At 69.0% G+C, this 17688-nt stretch carries 15 protein-coding genes and 1 pseudogene; 9 read left to right on the top strand and 7 right to left on the bottom strand.

What is annotated here, in order from left to right:
• Positions 1 to 104 precede the first annotated feature (104 nt).
• From FV218_RS00645 to tpiA, 6 genes are all read right to left on the bottom strand, one after another.
• Positions 105 to 1268: a glutathionylspermidine synthase family protein gene (locus FV218_RS00645; protein ID WP_147708316.1), complete on the bottom strand. Its 1164-nt coding sequence runs from the start codon at positions 1266 to 1268 to the stop codon at positions 105 to 107.
• Positions 1268 to 1897, bottom strand: a complete 630-nt coding sequence (locus FV218_RS00640; protein ID WP_187272918.1) for a DUF1190 domain-containing protein — start codon at positions 1895 to 1897, stop codon at positions 1268 to 1270. The genes FV218_RS00645 and FV218_RS00640 overlap by 1 nt, the downstream gene beginning before the upstream one ends.
• A 134-nt stretch (positions 1898 to 2031) precedes the next feature.
• A complete protein-coding gene (locus tag FV218_RS00635; protein ID WP_147708315.1) occupies positions 2032 to 2430 on the bottom strand; it encodes a DUF350 domain-containing protein in 399 nt (132 codons plus the stop codon).
• Positions 2431 to 2440: 10 nt separating this feature from the next.
• Entirely contained in the window at positions 2441 to 4069 is a 1629-nt protein-coding gene (locus tag FV218_RS00630) for a CTP synthase (protein ID WP_147708314.1), read from the bottom strand.
• A gap of 166 nt (positions 4070 to 4235) precedes the next feature.
• Positions 4236 to 4643 carry a preprotein translocase subunit SecG gene (gene secG / locus FV218_RS00625; RefSeq protein ID WP_056086528.1) on the bottom strand — a complete coding sequence of 136 codons (408 nt, stop codon included), beginning with the start codon at positions 4641 to 4643 and terminating at the stop codon, positions 4236 to 4238.
• 130 nt (positions 4644 to 4773) lie between these two features.
• On the bottom strand, positions 4774 to 5538 hold the full coding sequence (gene tpiA, locus FV218_RS00620; protein WP_056086531.1) for a triose-phosphate isomerase: 765 nt from the start codon (positions 5536 to 5538) through the stop codon (positions 4774 to 4776).
• 194 nt (positions 5539 to 5732) lie between these two features.
• Between tpiA and FV218_RS00615 the strand changes: the two genes are divergently transcribed.
• From FV218_RS00615 to lexA, 8 genes are all read left to right on the top strand, one after another.
• On the top strand, positions 5733 to 7637 hold the full coding sequence (locus FV218_RS00615) for a SurA N-terminal domain-containing protein (RefSeq protein ID WP_147708313.1): 1905 nt from the start codon (positions 5733 to 5735) through the stop codon (positions 7635 to 7637).
• Between the two features lie 7 nt (positions 7638 to 7644).
• Positions 7645 to 9168, top strand: coding sequence for an anthranilate synthase component I (gene trpE, locus FV218_RS00610; protein ID WP_147708312.1), 1524 nt, complete (start codon positions 7645 to 7647; stop codon positions 9166 to 9168).
• Between the two features lie 63 nt (positions 9169 to 9231).
• Positions 9232 to 9846, top strand: a complete 615-nt coding sequence (locus tag FV218_RS00605) for an aminodeoxychorismate/anthranilate synthase component II (protein WP_056086536.1) — start codon at positions 9232 to 9234, stop codon at positions 9844 to 9846.
• 54 nt (positions 9847 to 9900) lie between these two features.
• On the top strand, positions 9901 to 10914 hold the full coding sequence (gene trpD, locus FV218_RS00600) for an anthranilate phosphoribosyltransferase (protein WP_147708311.1): 1014 nt from the start codon (positions 9901 to 9903) through the stop codon (positions 10912 to 10914).
• 10 nt (positions 10915 to 10924) lie between these two features.
• Entirely contained in the window at positions 10925 to 11761 is an 837-nt protein-coding gene (trpC, locus tag FV218_RS00595; RefSeq protein WP_147708310.1) for an indole-3-glycerol phosphate synthase TrpC, read from the top strand.
• 10 nt (positions 11762 to 11771) lie between these two features.
• A complete protein-coding gene (gene moaC, locus FV218_RS00590; protein ID WP_147708309.1) occupies positions 11772 to 12257 on the top strand; it encodes a cyclic pyranopterin monophosphate synthase MoaC in 486 nt (161 codons plus the stop codon).
• The gene (glp, locus tag FV218_RS00585) at positions 12254 to 13483 is read left to right on the top strand and encodes a gephyrin-like molybdotransferase Glp (RefSeq protein ID WP_147708308.1); all 1230 of its coding nucleotides are present in this window, start codon (positions 12254 to 12256) and stop codon (positions 13481 to 13483) included. Before moaC ends, glp begins: the two co-directional genes overlap by 4 nt.
• A gap of 240 nt (positions 13484 to 13723) precedes the next feature.
• A complete protein-coding gene (gene lexA, locus FV218_RS00580) occupies positions 13724 to 14476 on the top strand; it encodes a transcriptional repressor LexA (protein ID WP_147708307.1) in 753 nt (250 codons plus the stop codon).
• On the opposite strand, the pseudogene FV218_RS00575 reads toward lexA, so the two are convergent.
• Positions 14470 to 15867, bottom strand: a pseudogene (locus FV218_RS00575) (ComEC/Rec2 family competence protein); the annotation flags it as partial. The gene lexA and the pseudogene FV218_RS00575 sit on opposite strands and share 7 nt — an antisense overlap.
• A 63-nt stretch (positions 15868 to 15930) precedes the next feature.
• On the opposite strand from FV218_RS00575, the gene FV218_RS00570 reads away from it, so the two are divergent.
• A complete protein-coding gene (locus FV218_RS00570) occupies positions 15931 to 17670 on the top strand; it encodes a recombinase family protein (protein ID WP_147708305.1) in 1740 nt (579 codons plus the stop codon).
• Positions 17671 to 17688 lie beyond the last annotated feature (18 nt).

The following is a 17688-nucleotide window of genomic DNA, read 5'->3' as shown; positions in this document are numbered from 1 at the left end:
ACGGGCATCCGTCTGGGTCGCGGCGGAACGCGGGGCGTCGGGACCCGATACCACGTCGCCGTCAGATAGGTCCGCACCGGCAGTTTGACAGCCGCATCTCAACGTCACTCGGCCTCGATGAAATGCGGGACGAACAGGGCCGTGTCGGTGGTGACCGGACCGGCCCCCTCGCGCACGCACAGGCCGACCGCGACGTCCCCGACGATCCAGGACCCGACGAGTGGTCGCCTGCCGTTGAAATCGGGCAGCTCCGCCAAGCCCTGACGGATGAACCCCTCGGTGCCGTAAGGTCCGCCGGCATTCGACAGGACCTGGCCGTCCCGCAGGATCAGCACGTTGGCGCCCTCGCGCGAGTACAGGGGCTTTCGCGCGAAGGACTGCCCGAGGCTCGCCTTCTCCGGATCGGTCTCGAAGAAGGCCGGCAGCAGGTTGGGATGGCCGGGTTCGCGGGCATAAAGATGGGCGAGCAGGCCCTTGTTGGAGAGGATTGCCTTCCATGGCGGTTCCAGGAACCGCGTCGGCGTGGCGTGGAGCGCCGTGCCGAAGGGGTCGGCGAAAGTCCATTCCCACGGGTAGAGCTTGAACAGCAGCGGGATCGGGCAGAGCACCCGATCGACGAAGGTGCCGTCCGGTCCGAGACCGATGTCGGCCAGATCGAGAAAGCGCGTTCCGAGCCCGGCCTGACGCGCGCAATCCTCCAGATACGCCACGGTGCCGCGATCCTCGGGCGCGTCGGCATAGGCCGTGAAGGCCACGTCGCCCCCGGCGCCGATCTCGCGAAACCGCGCGATCAACCGCTCGTGGACGGTGTTGAACTGGTCGGCCCCTGGGGGAAGGCGGCCGGAGGCCATCGCGTCCTCAAGCCAGAGCCACTGGAACACGCCGGTCTCGTAGAGGGCGGTCGGGGTATCGGCGTTGTATTCGAGGAGCTTGGCCGGGTCGATGCCGCCATAGGCGAAGTCGAGGCGGCCATAGAGGGACGGGTCGCCCCGCCGCCAGCTCGCCCGCACCGCGTCCCAGGCATGCTCAGGGATCGCCAGTGAGGCGAGGATGCGCTCATCTTCCACCGCGTCGGCGACGAAGGCGAGGCAGAGGGCATGAAGCGCGGTGCTCGGCCCCTCGATGTCCGCCTCGATCTCCGCGAGGGTGAAGCCGTAGGCGTGGCTCTCGTCCCAGTAATCCAAGCCGTCGGAGCCGTGGAAGGTGAAGCCGTTGGCGCGCGCCGTCGCGCGCCAGTCGGGCCGGGACCCGAGGGGAACGCGGCGCATCAGCCGCCGCTTCCATGGCTCGAACCGCTACCATGGGCCGAGAAGCCGCGCCCGGTGCCGCCGAACCCACCGAAGCTGGCGCGCCGGACGGCGGACGAGGCGACTCGGGCACTCGATGCCGTACCGCCGCTGCTCGTGACAACACGGCCGCCCCAGCCTGTGCAGTACCCGCCGCCGCCACCACTGCCGACGAATCCCCGGGCCGCCTCGTCGGGGCGGTGTTCATAGACCGGCTGTGGGGCGAGTTCCTGCTCGGGACGCCGGCCGAGGAGGAAGGCCGCCATGATCGGCACGAACTGGCCCGTGGCGCCCGCGGTGACGACGGCGCCATTCAGGCAATGGTTCGCCCCGTGATGGGCTTCGCACCCCGTGAGCGTTCCGTAGCGCGGCGCGGAGTCCGGGTAGGCGGCCAGCGCCGTGGCATAGTCGCGCCGGCAATCCGCCTCCGTGCGAACACGGCCGGCCGTGCAGGCCTCGGGGGTCGGATAGACGAGGACATCTTCCTCGCGCTGGGATGGATCGACCTGCGTCAGGGCCAGGGCTGTGGCACCGGCGCCTGCCAGCAGAACGAGGGTGACGGTCTGCGAGCGCTTCGAGCGCGGCGCCGACGATTCGGTCTGCGATGCCATCTCAGATGCGGCGCGACGCGCGGTCCTCTCCCGCGCGACCGGGTTGTCGCGCCATGCCGAAGCTTAGCATCGGCATGGCGCCTTGGAAGCGCGCGAGCGTAGGAAAAATCCGCCGGGAAGCCCGGCGGACCGCGTCAGTAGGTCATCGCCGCCGCGTCGACGAGGCCGCCGGCCAGGGAGAACGCGGCGATGAGGATGGCGGACGAGACCTCGCCGGCCTCGATCCGCCGCGACAGGTCGGGCAGGATCAATCGCACGACGAAGTAGATCAGGATCTGCACCACGAGGGCGACGAGGCCCCAGATCACGCAGTCGAGAATCGTCTGTGCGTTGGCGATCGCGGCCGCCAGCGGCAGGGTATAGCCGATGAGGCTTCCGCCGAGCGCCAGGGCCGCCGCGCTGTTGTTGGCTCGGATGAGGGCGATTTCGCGATGCGCCGTCGCCGACAGGTAGACCACGAGATAAAGTGCGACGAGCCCAGCGGCCGCCGCCATGTAGGCGAGGAAGGCGGGAAGCCCCGAGATCGAGACCATCGCCCTCTCCTCAGACGAGCCGGCTCTGGACGATGGCCGCCCCGACGAAGCTCTGGAACAGCGGATGCGGCTCGAACGGACGGGACTTCAGTTCCGGGTGGAACTGCACACCGATGAACCACGGATGGCCGACATGCTCGACGGTCTCCGGCAGGAGCCCGTCCGGCGACAGTCCGGAAAACCGCAGGCCCTTGGCCTCCAGGCGCTCGCGATAGGCCATGTTGACCTCGTAGCGATGGCGGTGGCGCTCGGAAATGGCCGTTGTGCCGTAGATCTCGGCGATCTTGGTGTCGGCGTGCAGGGTCGCATCATACGCGCCGAGCCGCATGGTGCCGCCGAGATCACCGGCGGCCGCGCGCTGCTCCAGCTCGTTGCCGCGCAACCATTCGGTCAGCAGGCCGACCACGGGCTGCCTGGTCTCGCCGAACTCCGTCGAGTTCGCCTCCGGCACGCCGGCCAGTGACCGGGCCGCCTCGATCACGGCCATCTGCATGCCGAAGCAGATGCCGAAATACGGGATCTTGCGCTCGCGAGCATAGCGGGCTGCCCGGATCTTGCCCTCGGCGCCGCGCTGGCCGAAGCCGCCGGGGACAAGAATGCCGTTGATGCCTTCGAGGAAGGGCGCAGGGTCCTCGCGCTCGAACACCTCGGCCTCGATCCATTCGAGGTTGACCCTGACCCGGTGGGCGATGCCGCCATGGGTCAGGGCCTCGGTGAGCGACTTGTAGGCGTCCTTCAGCCCCGTGTACTTGCCGACGATGGCGATGGAGACCTCGCCCTCGGGGTTGCGTACGCGCTCCGAAATGGTCTTCCACCGGGTCAGGTCCGGCTCCCCCTTCGGTTCGATGCCGAAATGCGCCAGCACCTCGCGGTCGAGGCCGGCCTCGCGGTACGAGAGCGGCACGTCGTAGATGGAATCGACGTCGCGCGCCTCGATGACGGCGGTCTCGCGGACGTTGCAGAACAGGGCGAGCTTGCGGCGCTCGTCCACGGGGATCGGACGATCGCAGCGGCACAGCAGCATGTCGGGCTGAATACCGATGGAGCGAAGCTCCTTGACGGAATGCTGCGTCGGCTTGGTCTTCAGCTCGCCGGCCGATGGGATGTAGGGCAGCAGAGTCAGGTGCACGAAGGCCGTGGCGCCGCGCGGCAGTTCCTGACCGAGCTGACGGATCGCCTCGAAGAACGGCAGGCCCTCGATGTCGCCCACCGTACCGCCGATTTCGACCAGCACGAAGTCGAACGCCTCGTTGCCCTCGAGCACGAACGCCTTGATGGCGTTGGTCACGTGCGGGATGACCTGAATGGTGGCGCCGAGATAGTCGCCGCGCCGCTCCTTGGTGATGATGTCGAGGTAGATTCGGCCCGTGGTGATGTTGTCGGCCCGCGTCGCCGGCAGACCGGTGAAACGCTCATAATGGCCGAGATCGAGGTCGGTCTCGGCGCCGTCGTCGGTGACGAACACCTCGCCGTGCTGCGTCGGGCTCATCGTGCCCGGATCGACGTTGAGGTAGGGGTCGAGCTTGCGCAGGCGGACCGTGTGGCCGCGCGCCTGGAGCAGGGCCGCGAGGGCAGCCGATGCGAGACCCTTGCCGAGCGAGGAGACCACGCCGCCGGTGATGAAAACGTACCGCGTCATGGGCCTCGGTCCATAAACAAGGGTGGACGATTCGCCAAACCACAAAAACGCTTATCCCCCGCGCCGCCAGGGCAGGCGCAGGGTATCGCGTCCGGAACGACGATCGGAGATCAGGCCCGACCGAAATCGGACCTACGAAGTTCGTGCGGCCTGCCGCCAGCCGAGATCAGCGCGACTGCGGCGCCTCGGGAGCCGCCGGGGCAACGGGAGCGGTCGGAGCGGCAGGGGCCGCCGGCTGAGCGCCGCCCTGATTCTGCCGAAGGGTGTCGAGCAGGTTGCCGGCGTTCGGCTGGTTGGCGGGCTGAGATGTGCCGGCACCATCCAGGATCGACCGCGGTGCGGCGCTGCGATGCGACAGGACCCCGAGCGTCATGCTGGTGGCAAAGAACAGGGCGGCCAGGATCGCGGTGGCCCGGGTCAGGGCGTTCGCCTGACCGCGCCCGGTCATGAAGCCGGACACGCCGCCGCTGCCGCCACCGCCGAGACCGAGGCCACCTTCGGAGCGCTGGAGCAGTACCACGGCGATGAGGCCGAGGACGACGATGAGATGGATCGAGATCAGGACGGTCTGCATCTTTTATCCAGGGGCGGCACCGGCCACGGCACACGCGGGAGGGATCGGACGCGACGCACGCACCCGCGCCGGCCGCTTATTTGGCCGGCTGTTACACGAGAACGCGCGCGAACGCCACTTCTCCCAACGGCTACCGCGCGTAGGCGTCGACGATCCCCAGGAAGTCGTCGGCCACGAGGCTGGCGCCGCCGACGAGGGCGCCATCGACGTTCTCGACGGCCATCAATTCGCGGGCGTTGCCGGGCTTGACCGAGCCGCCATAGAGGATGCGCACCTTTCCGGCCTCCGGGCCGATGAGCTGGCCGAGCATTTCGCGCAAGGACGCATGGACCTCGGCGATATCGGCTGGCGTCGGGGTCAGGCCGGTGCCGATGGCCCAGACCGGCTCGTAGGCGATGACCGTGTCGGCGCCCGTGGCGCCCTTGGGCACGCCGATGGCGAGCTGCGCCCGCACGATGTCGAGGGTCCGGCCCTCCTCGCGTTCGTCCTGGGTCTCGCCGACGCAGATGATGCCGCACAGGCCGGCGCGGCGCGCACCGAGCGCCTTGGCATGGACGCCGTCATCGGTCTCGTGGTGGTAGGCCCGGCGCTCGGAATGGCCGACGATCACGTAGGAGGCGCCGAGATCGGCCAGCATCTCCGCCGAGATGCTGCCGGTGAAGGCGCCGCTGCGCTTGGCGTGGAGATTCTGGCCGCCGATGGCGATGGGCGAGCCGTAGACCGCCGCGACGCAGGACGAAATCAGGGTCGAAGGCGGGCAGATCAGGACATCGACGTCGCCGAGCAGATCCGGGCTCAGACCGTTGCGCACCGCCTCTACGACGGAGACGGAGGCGCGCAGGCCGTTCATCTTCCAGTTGCCCGCGACCAGTGGCCTGCGCCCCGTCTTCGTCATGGATCTCCGCTCCACCTGTCGACCAGTCCAGCTTCGTGCCGGCCCTACCAGATCAGTCGGGCGGGGCGCAAACCGGCGGGGCGTCGGGCCGGCGGTCTTTGCGATGGCGTGCGGATGGTCTATCGCGGGCGACCTTCAGAGTGGCGCCGGCCCGTCCGCGCGCCATTTTCAAAGACAAGAACCCGGACCTTTCGATGCTGACGAACATGCGCAAGGCGAGCCAGCACTGGCTCGGCAAGATCATCCTCTCCGTGGTGTTCGTCTTCCTCATCGCCGGCGTCGCGATCTTCGGCGTCGAGGAATTCTTTCGCGCCGGCTCCACATCGACGGTGGCGACCGTCGGCAAGACGCCGATCTCGGCCGAGGCCGTGCGCAGCGCGTACCAGAACCAGCTCCAGCGCTACCAGAGCCAGACCCGCCGCACCCTGACGCCGGACCAGGCCCGGGCGCTCGGCCTCGACCGTCAGGTCCTGGCCCAGCTCGTGAGCGAAGCGTCCCTTGACCACCAGACCGCGTCCCTCGGCCTGAGCATCCCGGACGCCGCCGTCCTGCGCGCCATCCGCGAGGAAAAGAGCTTCCAGGGCGCCGACGGCAAGTTCGATCCGTCGCTGTTCTTCCAGACCCTTCAGCGTGCCGGCCTCAACGAGGCGACCTTCGTGCGCGAGCAGCGCTCCGTCGCCGCCCGCCTCCAGCTCGCCGAGGCGGTGGCCGCCGACCTTCACGTGCCCGCCGCGCTCCGCGAGGCGGTGCACCGCTACACCACCGAGCGGCGCGCCGTGGCGCTCATGATGCTGCCGCCCTCCTTCGCGGGCGAGGTCGCACCTCCCACGGACGAGGTGCTCAAAGCCTACTACGACGAGAACAAGTTCGCCTTCCGCGCACCCGAGACCCGCGCCGTGAACCTCCTCGTCCTCGACCCCCAGGCCATGGCCAAGCCCGACTCTGTGAGCCCGGAGGACATTGCCAAGCGCTACGAGGCCGACAAGGCGAAGTACGGCACGCCGGAGCGCCGCACGATCCAGCAGATCGTGTTCTCTGACGAAGCATCGGCGGAGGCCGCGCGGAAGAAGATCGAGGCCAACGAAGCGCCATTCGAGGCCGTCGCCGCCGAGAGCGGGGCTGACGCCAAGAACCTGACCCTTGGCACCCTCACCAAGGCCGAGCTGTTCGACAAGCCCGTGGCCGACGCCGCCTTTACACTCGCCAAGGACGCCGTGAGCGCACCCGTGAAGGGACGGTTCGGTACCGTGCTCCTGCGCGTCACCGCCATCGAACCCGGGACCCTGAAACCCCTGGCCGACGTACAGGCCGACATCGCCAAGGCCATCGCGCTGGAGCGCGCCACGGACGGCATTGAGGCGGCCCACGACGCCATCGAGGACGCCCGCGCCAACACAAAGCCGCTCCCCGAAATCGCCAAAGATCGCGGCCTCCCCCTCGTGGCGGCTACGGTCCTGAATGCGCAGGGCCTCGACGCGGACGGCAATCCCGTTGCGGGCATCCCCGACCGCGAGACCACCGTTACGGCCCTGTTCCGCTCCGAGATCGGTGGCGACAACGAGCCCCTGCGCACGAAGTCGGGCGGCTATGTCTGGTACGACGTCACCAACATCGACCGCGCCCACGACAAGCCTCTGGAGAACGTCCGCGACGAAGTCGTGGCGCGCTGGCGCGCCGCCGAGAGCGCGCGCCTCCTCGCCGCCAAGGCCAAGGAGCTGTCCGACCGCCTCGACAAGGGCGAGAGCGTCGAGGCCGTGGCCCAGGCCGCCGGCCTCAACGTCGAGTCCGTGTCCGACATCGCCCGCAACCAGCCCCAGGGCGACCTCACCGCCGACGTGGTGAACCGCATCTTCGCCACGGCGATCGACAAGTCGGCCTCGGCGGAAGCCGGCGAGCGCCGCGCCCTGTTCAAGGTCACCGCCGCCACCATGCCGGCCTACGTCCCCGGTGCCCCGGCCGACACGGCGATCGCCAAGCGCTTCCAGTCGACGCTCGCTGACGACGTCCTCGGCGAGTACATCGCCGAGGTGCAGAAATCCGTTGGCATCACCGTCAACCAGGCGGCCTTCCGTCGGGCCGTCGGCGGCGGCGAGTATTGATCGATCGATGACGCAAGCCCCCGAAGACGCGGCCTTCACGGAGGCCTACGAGGCGGGGCGCCCGACCCTCCTCAACCTCACCCTGCTGGCCGACCTCGAGACGCCCGTCGCCGCCTTTCTCAAGCTGCGCGCGCGCTATCCTGGGGCGGCCTTCCTGCTCGAATCCGTCGAGGGCGGCGTGGTGCGCGGCCGCTACTCGATGATCGGCCTCGATCCGGATCTGGCCTGGCGCTGCCGCGACGGCCGGCCCGAGATCGCCCGCGATCCCGGCCTCACCGCATTCGTCGCCGAGGACGCGCTCCCGCTCACGAGCCTGCGCGCCCTCATCGCCGAGAGCGCCATCGGCGTCGAGACCGAGGCCGAGGCCCTGCCGCCCATGGCGGCGGGCCTGTTCGGCTACCTCGGCTACGACATGGTCCGGGCCATGGAGAATCTTGGGAGCCCGAACGCGGACCCACTCGGCGTGCCCGACGCGATCCTCGTCCGACCGCGGGTGATGGTGGTGTTCGATTCCGTGCGCGACGTGATCACCGTGGTTGGCCCCGTGCGGCCCGAGCCCGGCGTCACCGCGCGCGCCGCCTACGAGGCCGCCCTCGCCCGCCTGGAACGGGTGGCCGAGGCCCTGGAAGGTCCCCTGCCCATCGAGGCGCGCATCGACCCGTGCACCATGGCGGCCCCCGAGCCCGTTTCGAACACCACGCCGGAACAGTATCTCGGCATGGTGGCGCGGGCGAAAGAGTACATCGTCGCCGGCGACGTGTTCCAGGTGGTGCTGTCGCAGCGCTTCGAAGCGCCGTTCACCCTGCCGGCCATCGCCCTCTACCGCTCCCTGCGGCGCACGAATCCGGCCCCGTTCCTGTGTTACCTCGACTTCGAGGCGTTTCAGGTGGTGTGCTCGTCACCCGAGATTCTCGTGCGGGTGCGCGACGAACGCGTCACCATCCGGCCCATTGCCGGAACGCGCCGGCGCGGCGCGACACCGGCCGAGGACGAGGCCCTCGCCCAGGAGCTACTCGCCGATCCGAAAGAGCGCTCGGAACACCTCATGCTGCTCGACCTCGGCCGCAACGATGTCGGCCGCGTCGCAAAGATCGGGTCCGTCACCGTCACGGGCTCGTTCTTCCTCGAATACTACAGTCAAGTGATGCACATCGTCTCCAATGTCGAGGGTGACCTCGACCCGCGCCACGACACCCTCGACGCCCTCGCGGCGGGATTTCCCGCCGGCACGGTCTCGGGCGCGCCGAAGGTGCGGGCCATGGAGATCATCGACGAGCTGGAGCGCGAGAAGCGCGGTCCCTATGGCGGCTGCATCGGCTACTTCGGCGCGCGGGGCGAGATGGACACCTGCATCGTCCTGCGCACGGCCATCGTGAAGGACGGGCGCATGCACGTTCAGGCGGGGGCCGGCATCGTCTACGATTCCGACCCGGCCTCCGAGCAGCAGGAATGCGTCAACAAAGCCAAGGCCCTGTTCCGCGCCGCCGAGGATGCGGTGATGTATGCGAGCCGGGCGCGGCGGGGGCAGTAGGCGCCAGGATTGACCGGGCCGCCCCGTGCGGTCAAACCGCCGTCACTGGCCAGTGAGCGACCGATGTCCAACGTCCTCGTCATCGACAACTACGACTCGTTCACGTGGAACCTCGTCCACCTGATCGGTCCCCTGTGCGGCTCCATCGACGTGGTCCGCAACGATCGGATCACGATCCCGGAGATCCGCGAACGGGCGCCCGATGCCGTGGTGCTGTCGCCGGGGCCGTGCTCGCCCAACGAGGCCGGCATCTGCCTCGACGTGGTGCGCGATCTGGCGGCCGAGATCCCGATCTTCGGTGTCTGCCTCGGGCTCCAGGCCATCGGGCAGGCCTTCGGTGGGGACGTGGTGCGGGCGCCCGCCCCCATGCACGGCAAGGTCTCGTCCATCGAGCACCGGGCCTCGGGCATCTTTCGCGGGCTCAATGGCCCGTTCGATGCGACGCGCTACCATTCCCTCGTGGTCGAGCGCATGAACTTCCCGGAGGCGCTGGCCGTGACGGCGGAGGCCGACGGCCTCATCATGGGACTGCAGCACACGCGCCTTCCGGTGCACGGCGTGCAGTTCCATCCCGAGAGCATCCTGTCGCATCACGGTTCCCAGATCCTGCGGAATTTCCTCGACATCGCGGCAGCCTGGAACGCGGCGCGTGACAAGGACCGGCCCGGCGTGCATTGAGCCATCAATCAAAGCTGATTGATCTCATTCCAAACGGCCCGTGGATTCGTTCAGGTGGATTCGTTCAAGCCGCTCCTCGCGAAAGTCGCCGCCGGCACGAGTCTCGATCGCGCCGAGGCCCGCCGTGCCTTCGACGATCTGCTGTCCGGTGAGGTGACGCCGGTCCAGGCCAGCGCCTTCCTCATCGCCCTCAAGGTGCGCGGCGAGACGCCCGACGAGATCGTCGGTGCCGTCGAGGCCATGCGGGCGCGGATGCTGCCCGTCGCCGCCGTGCCGGGCGCCATCGACGTGGTCGGCACCGGCGGCGATCATTCCGGCAGCTACAATGTCTCAACGCTGGCCGCGATCGTTACGGCGGCCTGCGGTGTGCCCGTGGCCAAGCACGGCAACCGCGCTGCCACCTCGCGTTCGGGCGCCGCTGACGTGCTGTCGGCGCTCGGCGTCCGCATCGGTCTCGACCCGGACGGCCTTGCCCGCTGCCTCGCCGAAACCGGCCTGTGCTTCATGTTCGCCCAGACCCATCACGGCGCCATGCGCCACGTGGCATCGGTGCGGGCCGAGTTGCCGACGCGAACGATCTTCAACCTCCTCGGTCCCCTCGCCAACCCGGCCGGGGTCAAGTTCCAGCTCTTCGGCGTCTCGGCGCCGGCCTGGGCCGAGCCCCTGACCCGGGTGCTGGCCGAACTCGGCAGCGAGCGCGTCTGGACCGTGCACGGCTCCGACGGCCTCGACGAGATCACGGTGACCGGCCCCAGCGCCGTGGTGGCGTTGGACGGAGGACATCTGACGCACGCCACCCTGGACCCGCGCGAGGTCGGTCTCGGCCTCCACACCCTCGACGCCCTCCGGGGCGGCGACCCGGAACACAACGCCGCCGCCCTGTACGGAGTGCTGGAGGGTGCGCGCAACGCCTACCGCGACATCGGCGTCATCAATGCCGGCGCCGCCCTCGTGGTGGCGGGCGCCGCCGCAACCCTCCGTGAGGGCGTCGTGCGGGCGCAAGACGCCCTCGATACCGGAGCGGCCCGCGCGACGCTGGCCGCCCTCGTCCACGTCTCGAACGCCTGAAGGCTGTCTCATGTCCGATTCCGAGACCGACGACACGGCCTCCCCCGGGCGGAACGACGTGCTCGCCCGCATTGAGGCCTACAAACGGCGCGAGATCGCCGAAGCGAAGCTGCGGGTGCCGCAGACTAAGCTCGAGAAGCGGGTGTCCGGCATGAACCCACCCCGAGGCTTCGCCGACGCCATTGCGGCCCATATCGCGCAAGGCCGCCCTGCCCTCATCGCCGAGGTGAAGAAGGCCTCGCCGTCGAAGGGGCTGATCCGCGCCGATTTCGACCCCGCCGCCATCGCCAAGGCCTATGAGAAAGGCGGCGCCACCTGTCTTTCGGTGCTCACCGACACGCCCTCGTTCCAGGGCAAGCCAGAATATCTCACCCAGGCCCGCGATGCCTGTTCGTTGCCGGTCCTGCGCAAGGATTTCCTGTTCGAGCCCTATCAGGTGTTCGAGGCCCGGGCCTGGGGCGCCGACTGCATCCTCGCCATCATGGCCTGCCTCGACGACGACGAGGCGGAAGCCGTGGTCGAGACTGCGCACGACCTCGGCATGGACGTGCTGGTGGAAGTCCACGACGATGCCGAGCTCGCCCGGGCGATTCCCCTCGGCACGAAGCTCGTCGGCATCAACAACCGCGACCTCAAGACCTTCGAAGTCTCGTTCGAGACGGCGATCCGCCTCGGTCATTCTGTGCCGAAGGACCGAATCGCCGTCGCGGAAAGCGGCATCTCCGGTCACGCCGACGTGGTGCAGCTCGGACAGAACGGCCTTCGCACGATCCTCGTCGGCGAAAGCCTGATGCGCCAGGACGATGTCGCGGAAGCGACCCGGCACCTGCTCTTCGGGGACGCGTGAGGACCGGGCCATGGCCGAACTGACCCATCTCGACGCGGCGGGCGCGGCCAACATGGTCGATGTCTCGGACAAGGCCGCCACCACCCGTACGGCCCGTGCCGTCGGCACGGTGGTGATGCTTGCCGAGACCCTGGCGCTCATCCGCGAGGGCGATGCCAAGAAGGGTGACGTCATCGGCACGGCGCGGCTCGCCGGCATCATGGCGGCCAAGCGCACCCATGAACTCATCCCCCTCTGCCACCCGCTCCTGATCTCCAAGGTCCGGGTCGATTGCGAAGTCGACGAGGCCCTGCCGGGCCTGCGGATCAGCGCCGAGGTCAAGGTCCTCGGGCCGACCGGCGTCGAGATGGAGGCCCTCACCGCCGTCTCGGTGGCGTGCCTGACCATCTACGACATGGTGAAGGCCGCCGACCGGGGTATGCGCATCGAAGGCATCCGGCTCCTGTCCAAGGATGGCGGTCGCTCAGGCGCCTACCTGGCGGAGGATGCCGTTTGAGCGGGCCGATCCCCGTCGCAGAAGCCCTGCGCCGGATTCTCGCCGGGCTCCCGGGGCCCGTGACGTCCGAAACCGTCGCCATCGCGGAGGCCGCCGGCCGGACCCTCGCCGAGGCGGTGTGCGCCACCCGCACCCAGCCCCCCTTCCCCGCCTCGGCCATGGACGGCTACGCTGTGCGCGCCGAGGACATCGCTGCTTGCCCGGCGACGTTGCGGGTCATCGGCACGAGTGCCGCCGGCCACGGCTTCACCGGTCCGCTCGGCGCGGGTGAGGCCGTGCGGATCTTCACCGGCGCCCCGGTGCCCGAGGGCGCCGATGCCATCCTGATCCAGGAGAACGCCGAGGCGGCGGACGGCATGGTAACCGCCCGCGAACCCGTGGCGGCCGGTCGTTTCGTGCGCCCGAGTGGCCTCGATTTCCGCGAGGGCGATGCGCTTCTTCACGCCGGTGACACCCTGGACGCCCGCCGCACGGCGCTCGCCGCCGCCGCCGGCCACGGCCGGCTCAGCGTGCGCCGACGCCCGCGCGTGGCGATCCTCGCCACGGGCGACGAGCTCGTGCGGCCCGGCGAGCCGGCGCGCTGGGACCAGATCGTCGCCTCCAATGCCCTCGCGGTGGCGGCCCTCGCCCGCGAGGCCGGCGCGGAGACCATCGATCTCGGCATCGCCGGTGATAGCCTGGAGGCCCTGGAGGCGGCACTTCTGCACGCTGCCGAAGCGCGGGCCGACATCCTCGTGACCCTCGGGGGGGCCTCGGTGGGGGACCACGACCTCGTGCAATCGGCCCTGACCCGCCAAGGTCTCGAACTCGGATTCTGGCGTGTGGCGCTCCGCCCAGGCAAGCCGCTGATGCACGGGCGCCTCGGTGCCGCCACGGTGATCGGATTGCCCGGCAACCCGGTCTCGTCCATCGTCTGCGGCCTGCTCTTCGTCGTGCCGGCGATCCGGGCGCTGCTGGGTGATCCTCACGCCGGGAAGGATCGCAGCGAACCCGCTTGTCTCGGCCACGACATGCCGGCCAATGACGGCCGCCAGGATTACCTGCGCGCACGCCTCGACACCGCGCCCGACCGGCTGCCGATCGTCTTCGCGGAGAACCGGCAGGATTCGTCCATGCTTTCCGTCCTCGGCCACGCCGAGGCCCTGCTGATCCGGCCGCCCCACGCCGAGGCCGCCAAGGCCGGTGATCTCTGCCGCATCCTACGCCTCGACCGGCGCATCCTGTAGATCCGTGGGATCGAAGGGCGAAGCGCTCGGGCGATCCGCGAGCGTCCGCGAGACGCGCCTCATACGAGACCGTTTCTGGTTCGAAGCCGGGGAGCCAGGGTGCATACCGGTGCGAACGTTTACGTACGAAGTTGCAACTTTCGACAGAACCCTTGCGGAACACTTCCAGAACGTCTAGCGTGTTCGTGATTTGTTTCTGCAGCCTGTGCTGCCTTCATCTATCGCAGGAAGAGTGTCGGCATGTTGACGCGTAAGCAGCTGGATCTGCTCCAGTTCATCCAGCAGAGAATGAGCGAGGGCGGTGTCCCGCCATCATTCGACGAAATGAAGGACGCCCTCGATCTGAAGTCGAAGTCGGGCATCCATCGCCTGATCACGGCCCTGGAGGAACGCGGGTTTCTGCGCCGCCTGCCGAATCGCGCGCGGGCCATCGAGGTGATCCGCATGCCAGAAAGCCTTGGCGGTCAGGCCGGCGCCGTGAAGGCGTCGCCCCCTCCGGAGACGCGGCGTTTCACCCCGAGCGTCGTCGAGGGCGGCAAGGGCAAGGCGCCCGTCGAAAGGATGCCGGCGGCGCGGTTGCCGACGACGCGTGCGACGGACGGCGATGGCCGCGCCATCACCATCCCGGTCATGGGTCGCATCGCGGCCGGCACGCCCATCTCGGCGATCCAAGAGCAGAGTCATTCCGTGACCCTGTCACCGGATTTTCTGTCCGGTGGCGAGCACTACGCCTTGGAGGTACGTGGCGATTCGATGGTGGATGCCGGCATTCTCGACGGCGATCTCGTCGTGATCCGCAAGCAGGATACGGCCAACACCGGTGACATCATCGTCGCCCTCATCGACGATGAGGAGGCGACCCTGAAGCGCCTGCGCCGTCGTGGTTCGTCGATTGCCCTGGAAGCGGCCAACCCGGCCTACGAGACCCGCGTTCTCGGTCCCGATCGCGTCCAGATCCAGGGACGCCTCGTCAGTCTGGTCCGACGCTACTGAAGGGGTTCGCCCGAACCTTCCGGCGACAAGTCGGGTTCATCAGTTTCGAGCACTTTTGGCGTGGCGGGAACCGTGTTCGCGGGAGCGGCCGTCGATTTTGGTGGCCGCAACGGGCGCCATGGCACCACATCGGTCGAACGTCGCGCCGTCGTCACGACTGGATCTCCCGCCGCCGGGAGGCGGATTGCCGTCGCGCCATGCGCGGCGAGGAAGGGCCGGTCGAGGATATGCTTGGCGGTGCAGCCGGGGGGCGCTTCCCGGCGGCTGATCAGGATGTCGGCCCGGGCGCAATCCTCCCCCAGGGCGCGCTTGTCTGTGACGAGGGCGATCACCCGTCCGTCCGGCATCCGCGCCGCGCAACCGAGACGATCGCAACGGGCCGTCGGCAGGGCGAGGACGGTTCCGGCTTTGCGTCCATCGCCATCGGCCTTGAGCCATTGCTCCATCACGAAGTTGGGCGGTTTTCCGAGGGTGGCCAAGCGACCGTCGGCAGCGCGGATCGCGACGCCCGCTCCCTCACGGTCGATGTAGATGTCCGGCCGCATCGGGCTCGCAGCGAGGGCGACGCCGAACGCCATCGGCAGTAGGCCGAGCCAGTGCAGTCGCGACACCGGCAGCGTGAGGGCGACGAGGCCCAGGGCCATCGCCGCCAGGGCCGCGGGCCCGAAGGCCGGCACCACGTAGGTGGCGCGCTCGAAGCCGGCGATCCAAGTGGAGATGGTCAGCATGCCGCGCACGGCGAGGCCCATGAGCCACCACACCGGCTGATCGAGGGCGAAGGGGTAGGCCAGGATGCCGAGGACTGCCGCCGGCATGACGGCGAGCGATACCAGCGGCAGAGTCAGAGCGTTGCCGACGAGGCCGAAGGGTTGGATCGTCTGGAAATGATAGGTGGCGAACGGGGCCGTGGCGAATTGCGCGACGAGGGTCGTCGCCAGGGTGCCGATGATGGCCGTGGCGACCCAGATGGCGGCGCGGCCGATGGGGCCCGCGCTCTGTCCGCGCAGGCCCAGGGCGCCGATGAGGGGAGCGCAGGCGATGAGGCCGGCCACCGCCCCGAACGACATCTGGAAGCTCGGGCCGAGGAGTCCGTCCGGTTCGCGGGCCAGGGCAATGAGGGCCGCGAGGGCGAGGTTGCGCATGCTGAGGGCCGGCCGGTCCACGAGGATCGCGCCCAGCATGACGAGCGTCATGATCAGGGCGCGCTCCGCGGCGATGTCCCAGCCGGAGAACACGCAATAGGCCGTCACCCCCGCCATGGCGAAGGCGGCGGCGATCTTCTTGATCGGCCAGCGCAGGGCGAGCACGGGCACCAGGGCGAGGAGTGCCCGCACGAGCCAGAACACCACACCGGCGGCCAGCACCATGTGAAGGCCGGAAATCGATACGACGATTGGCAGGGTTGGCCGGCAACGTGTTATGGGGGGCCATCACGTCAGAAAGCCTGGACTTCGATGGGTCTACCCTCCGGCCTTCCCGCCGCACCCCCACCGGCGATCGCCTATTCCTACCTGCGCCTGAGCTCGAAACGCCAGGTCAGCAAGGGCGACGGCGAACGTTACCGCGACGGCTTCCAAAGGCAGATCGAGCTGCGCGACGCGTACCTCGCCGAGAACCCGCATCTCACGCTCGACACCCGCTTCAACCTGCATGACATCGGGGTCTCGGCCTACACCCGCGCGAACATCGCCGAGGGCGGCACGGGCAAGCTCAGGCTGTTCGTCAACGAGGTCGAGGCCGGCAGGATCGCCGCGGGGAGCTATCTCCTCGTGGAGTCCCTCGATCGCGTCTCGCGGGCCGAGATCAACATCGCGCAGGAACTCCTCCTGCGGCTGGTCAACAACGGGATCATCGTCAGGTCGATCATCGACAGGCAGACCTACCACGCCCGGTCCGACCCGATGCAGTTCATCATCTCGATCGTCTACCTGATGCGGGCTCACGACGAGTCGTTGATGAAGGCCGCGCGGCTGAGGGAGACCTGGGTCCGGAAACGGGCGAACATCGGCAAGCGCAAGCTCACCGCGAGGATCCCGTCGTGGCTTGAGGTCGACGGCGACGGCTTCAGGCCGCATGGGCATCGGAAGCGGATCGTCGAGCGGATCTTCTCCGAGCTCGCCGACGGGCAGGGGCGCGATGCGATCGCCCGGGGGCTCAACAGGGACGGGGAGCCGACCTGGGGCAAGGGCCGCGCATGGCACGGGGGCGTGATCCAGAAGATCACCGACACCCGGGCCGTCCTCGGCGAGTTCCGGCCCCACAGGTTGGAGTTCAGCATCAGGAACGGCATCAAGGTCGGCAAGCGCATCCCCGCCGGCGACGTGATCCCGGACTACTATCCGGCGGTGATCGACGAGGAGCTGTGGGACCGGGCCCGGCGCGTGGCCGACGCGCGTCGGCTGGGCACCACGCCGAACGCCGGCGGCCGGCAGGGCACGCGCATCTCGAACCTCTTCGGGATGGTGGCCGAGTGCGCGATGTGCGGCAAACCGATGAACTACCGCGACCGGGGACCCCGGTCGACGATCGTGCTCATCTGCTCGACGAGCCGGGCGGGCACCTGTGCGAACGACGTCCGCATCCCCTACCTGGAGACCGAGGACGCCGTGCTGACCTGGTTCGTGCAGGTCGACCTTTCCAAGGCCGACGCCGGCGAGATGCAGCGCCTGGAGCAATCGTTGCGGGATGCCATCGCCCGCCGGGACGGCCTCCAGGCCGAGGCCGAGACCCTGATGCGGGCCTTCGGTCGCGGCGACCGGTTCGCCGAGCCCGCGATCGACAGGATCCGCGGCGAGGTCGCCACCATCGAGAAGGGGATCTCGGAGACGTCCGCGACGCTGCTCACGCTGAGGGAGGCCGGCGGTTCGGACGGCAGGGAGCCCGCCATCGCCCTCATGCTGGACCTCGACCGCGCGAACGCGCCCGACGAGGAACGCTACGCTGCGCGCATCCGCGTCCGGCAGATGCTGCGCGACACCGTGACGTCGATGCGATGCCGGCAGGACGGGCACGTCGACATCGTGGCCATCGACGGATCGATGCACCGGTTCCGGGACGGGTACTGGCTGCACGAAGGCAGGTGGCACCCTTCCGGCCCCGGCCTGTTCGGTTTCTCGCGCAAGGTCTCGAAGAAGGTGGAGGCACGTCGGCGGGCATGGCTGGAAGCGGCCGTGGCCGCCTATGAGGATCCCTGACGGGTCCGGCCACCCGGG

It is taken from the genome of Methylobacterium sp. WL69, from assembly GCF_008039485.1.
GTDB lineage: Bacteria > Pseudomonadota > Alphaproteobacteria > Rhizobiales > Beijerinckiaceae > Methylobacterium.
This window is presented reverse-complemented; position numbering and strand designations above follow the sequence as displayed.

Coding starts and splice junctions, on each gene's coding strand:
- FV218_RS00645 (WP_147708316.1), bottom strand. CDS start 1,268: ATGCGCCGCGTTCCCCTCGGGTCCCGGCCCGACTGGCGCGCGACGGCG.
- FV218_RS00640 (WP_187272918.1), bottom strand. CDS start 1,897: ATGGCATCGCAGACCGAATCGTCGGCGCCGCGCTCGAAGCGCTCGCAG.
- FV218_RS00635 (WP_147708315.1), bottom strand. CDS start 2,430: ATGGTCTCGATCTCGGGGCTTCCCGCCTTCCTCGCCTACATGGCGGCG.
- FV218_RS00630 (WP_147708314.1), bottom strand. CDS start 4,069: ATGACGCGGTACGTTTTCATCACCGGCGGCGTGGTCTCCTCGCTCGGC.
- secG (WP_056086528.1), bottom strand. CDS start 4,643: ATGCAGACCGTCCTGATCTCGATCCATCTCATCGTCGTCCTCGGCCTC.
- tpiA (WP_056086531.1), bottom strand. CDS start 5,538: ATGACGAAGACGGGGCGCAGGCCACTGGTCGCGGGCAACTGGAAGATG.
- FV218_RS00615 (WP_147708313.1), top strand. CDS start 5,733: ATGCTGACGAACATGCGCAAGGCGAGCCAGCACTGGCTCGGCAAGATC.
- trpE (WP_147708312.1), top strand. CDS start 7,645: ATGACGCAAGCCCCCGAAGACGCGGCCTTCACGGAGGCCTACGAGGCG.
- FV218_RS00605 (WP_056086536.1), top strand. CDS start 9,232: ATGTCCAACGTCCTCGTCATCGACAACTACGACTCGTTCACGTGGAAC.
- trpC (WP_147708310.1), top strand. CDS start 10,925: ATGTCCGATTCCGAGACCGACGACACGGCCTCCCCCGGGCGGAACGAC.
- moaC (WP_147708309.1), top strand. CDS start 11,772: ATGGCCGAACTGACCCATCTCGACGCGGCGGGCGCGGCCAACATGGTC.
- lexA (WP_147708307.1), top strand. CDS start 13,724: ATGTTGACGCGTAAGCAGCTGGATCTGCTCCAGTTCATCCAGCAGAGA.
- FV218_RS00570 (WP_147708305.1), top strand. CDS start 15,931: ATGGGTCTACCCTCCGGCCTTCCCGCCGCACCCCCACCGGCGATCGCC.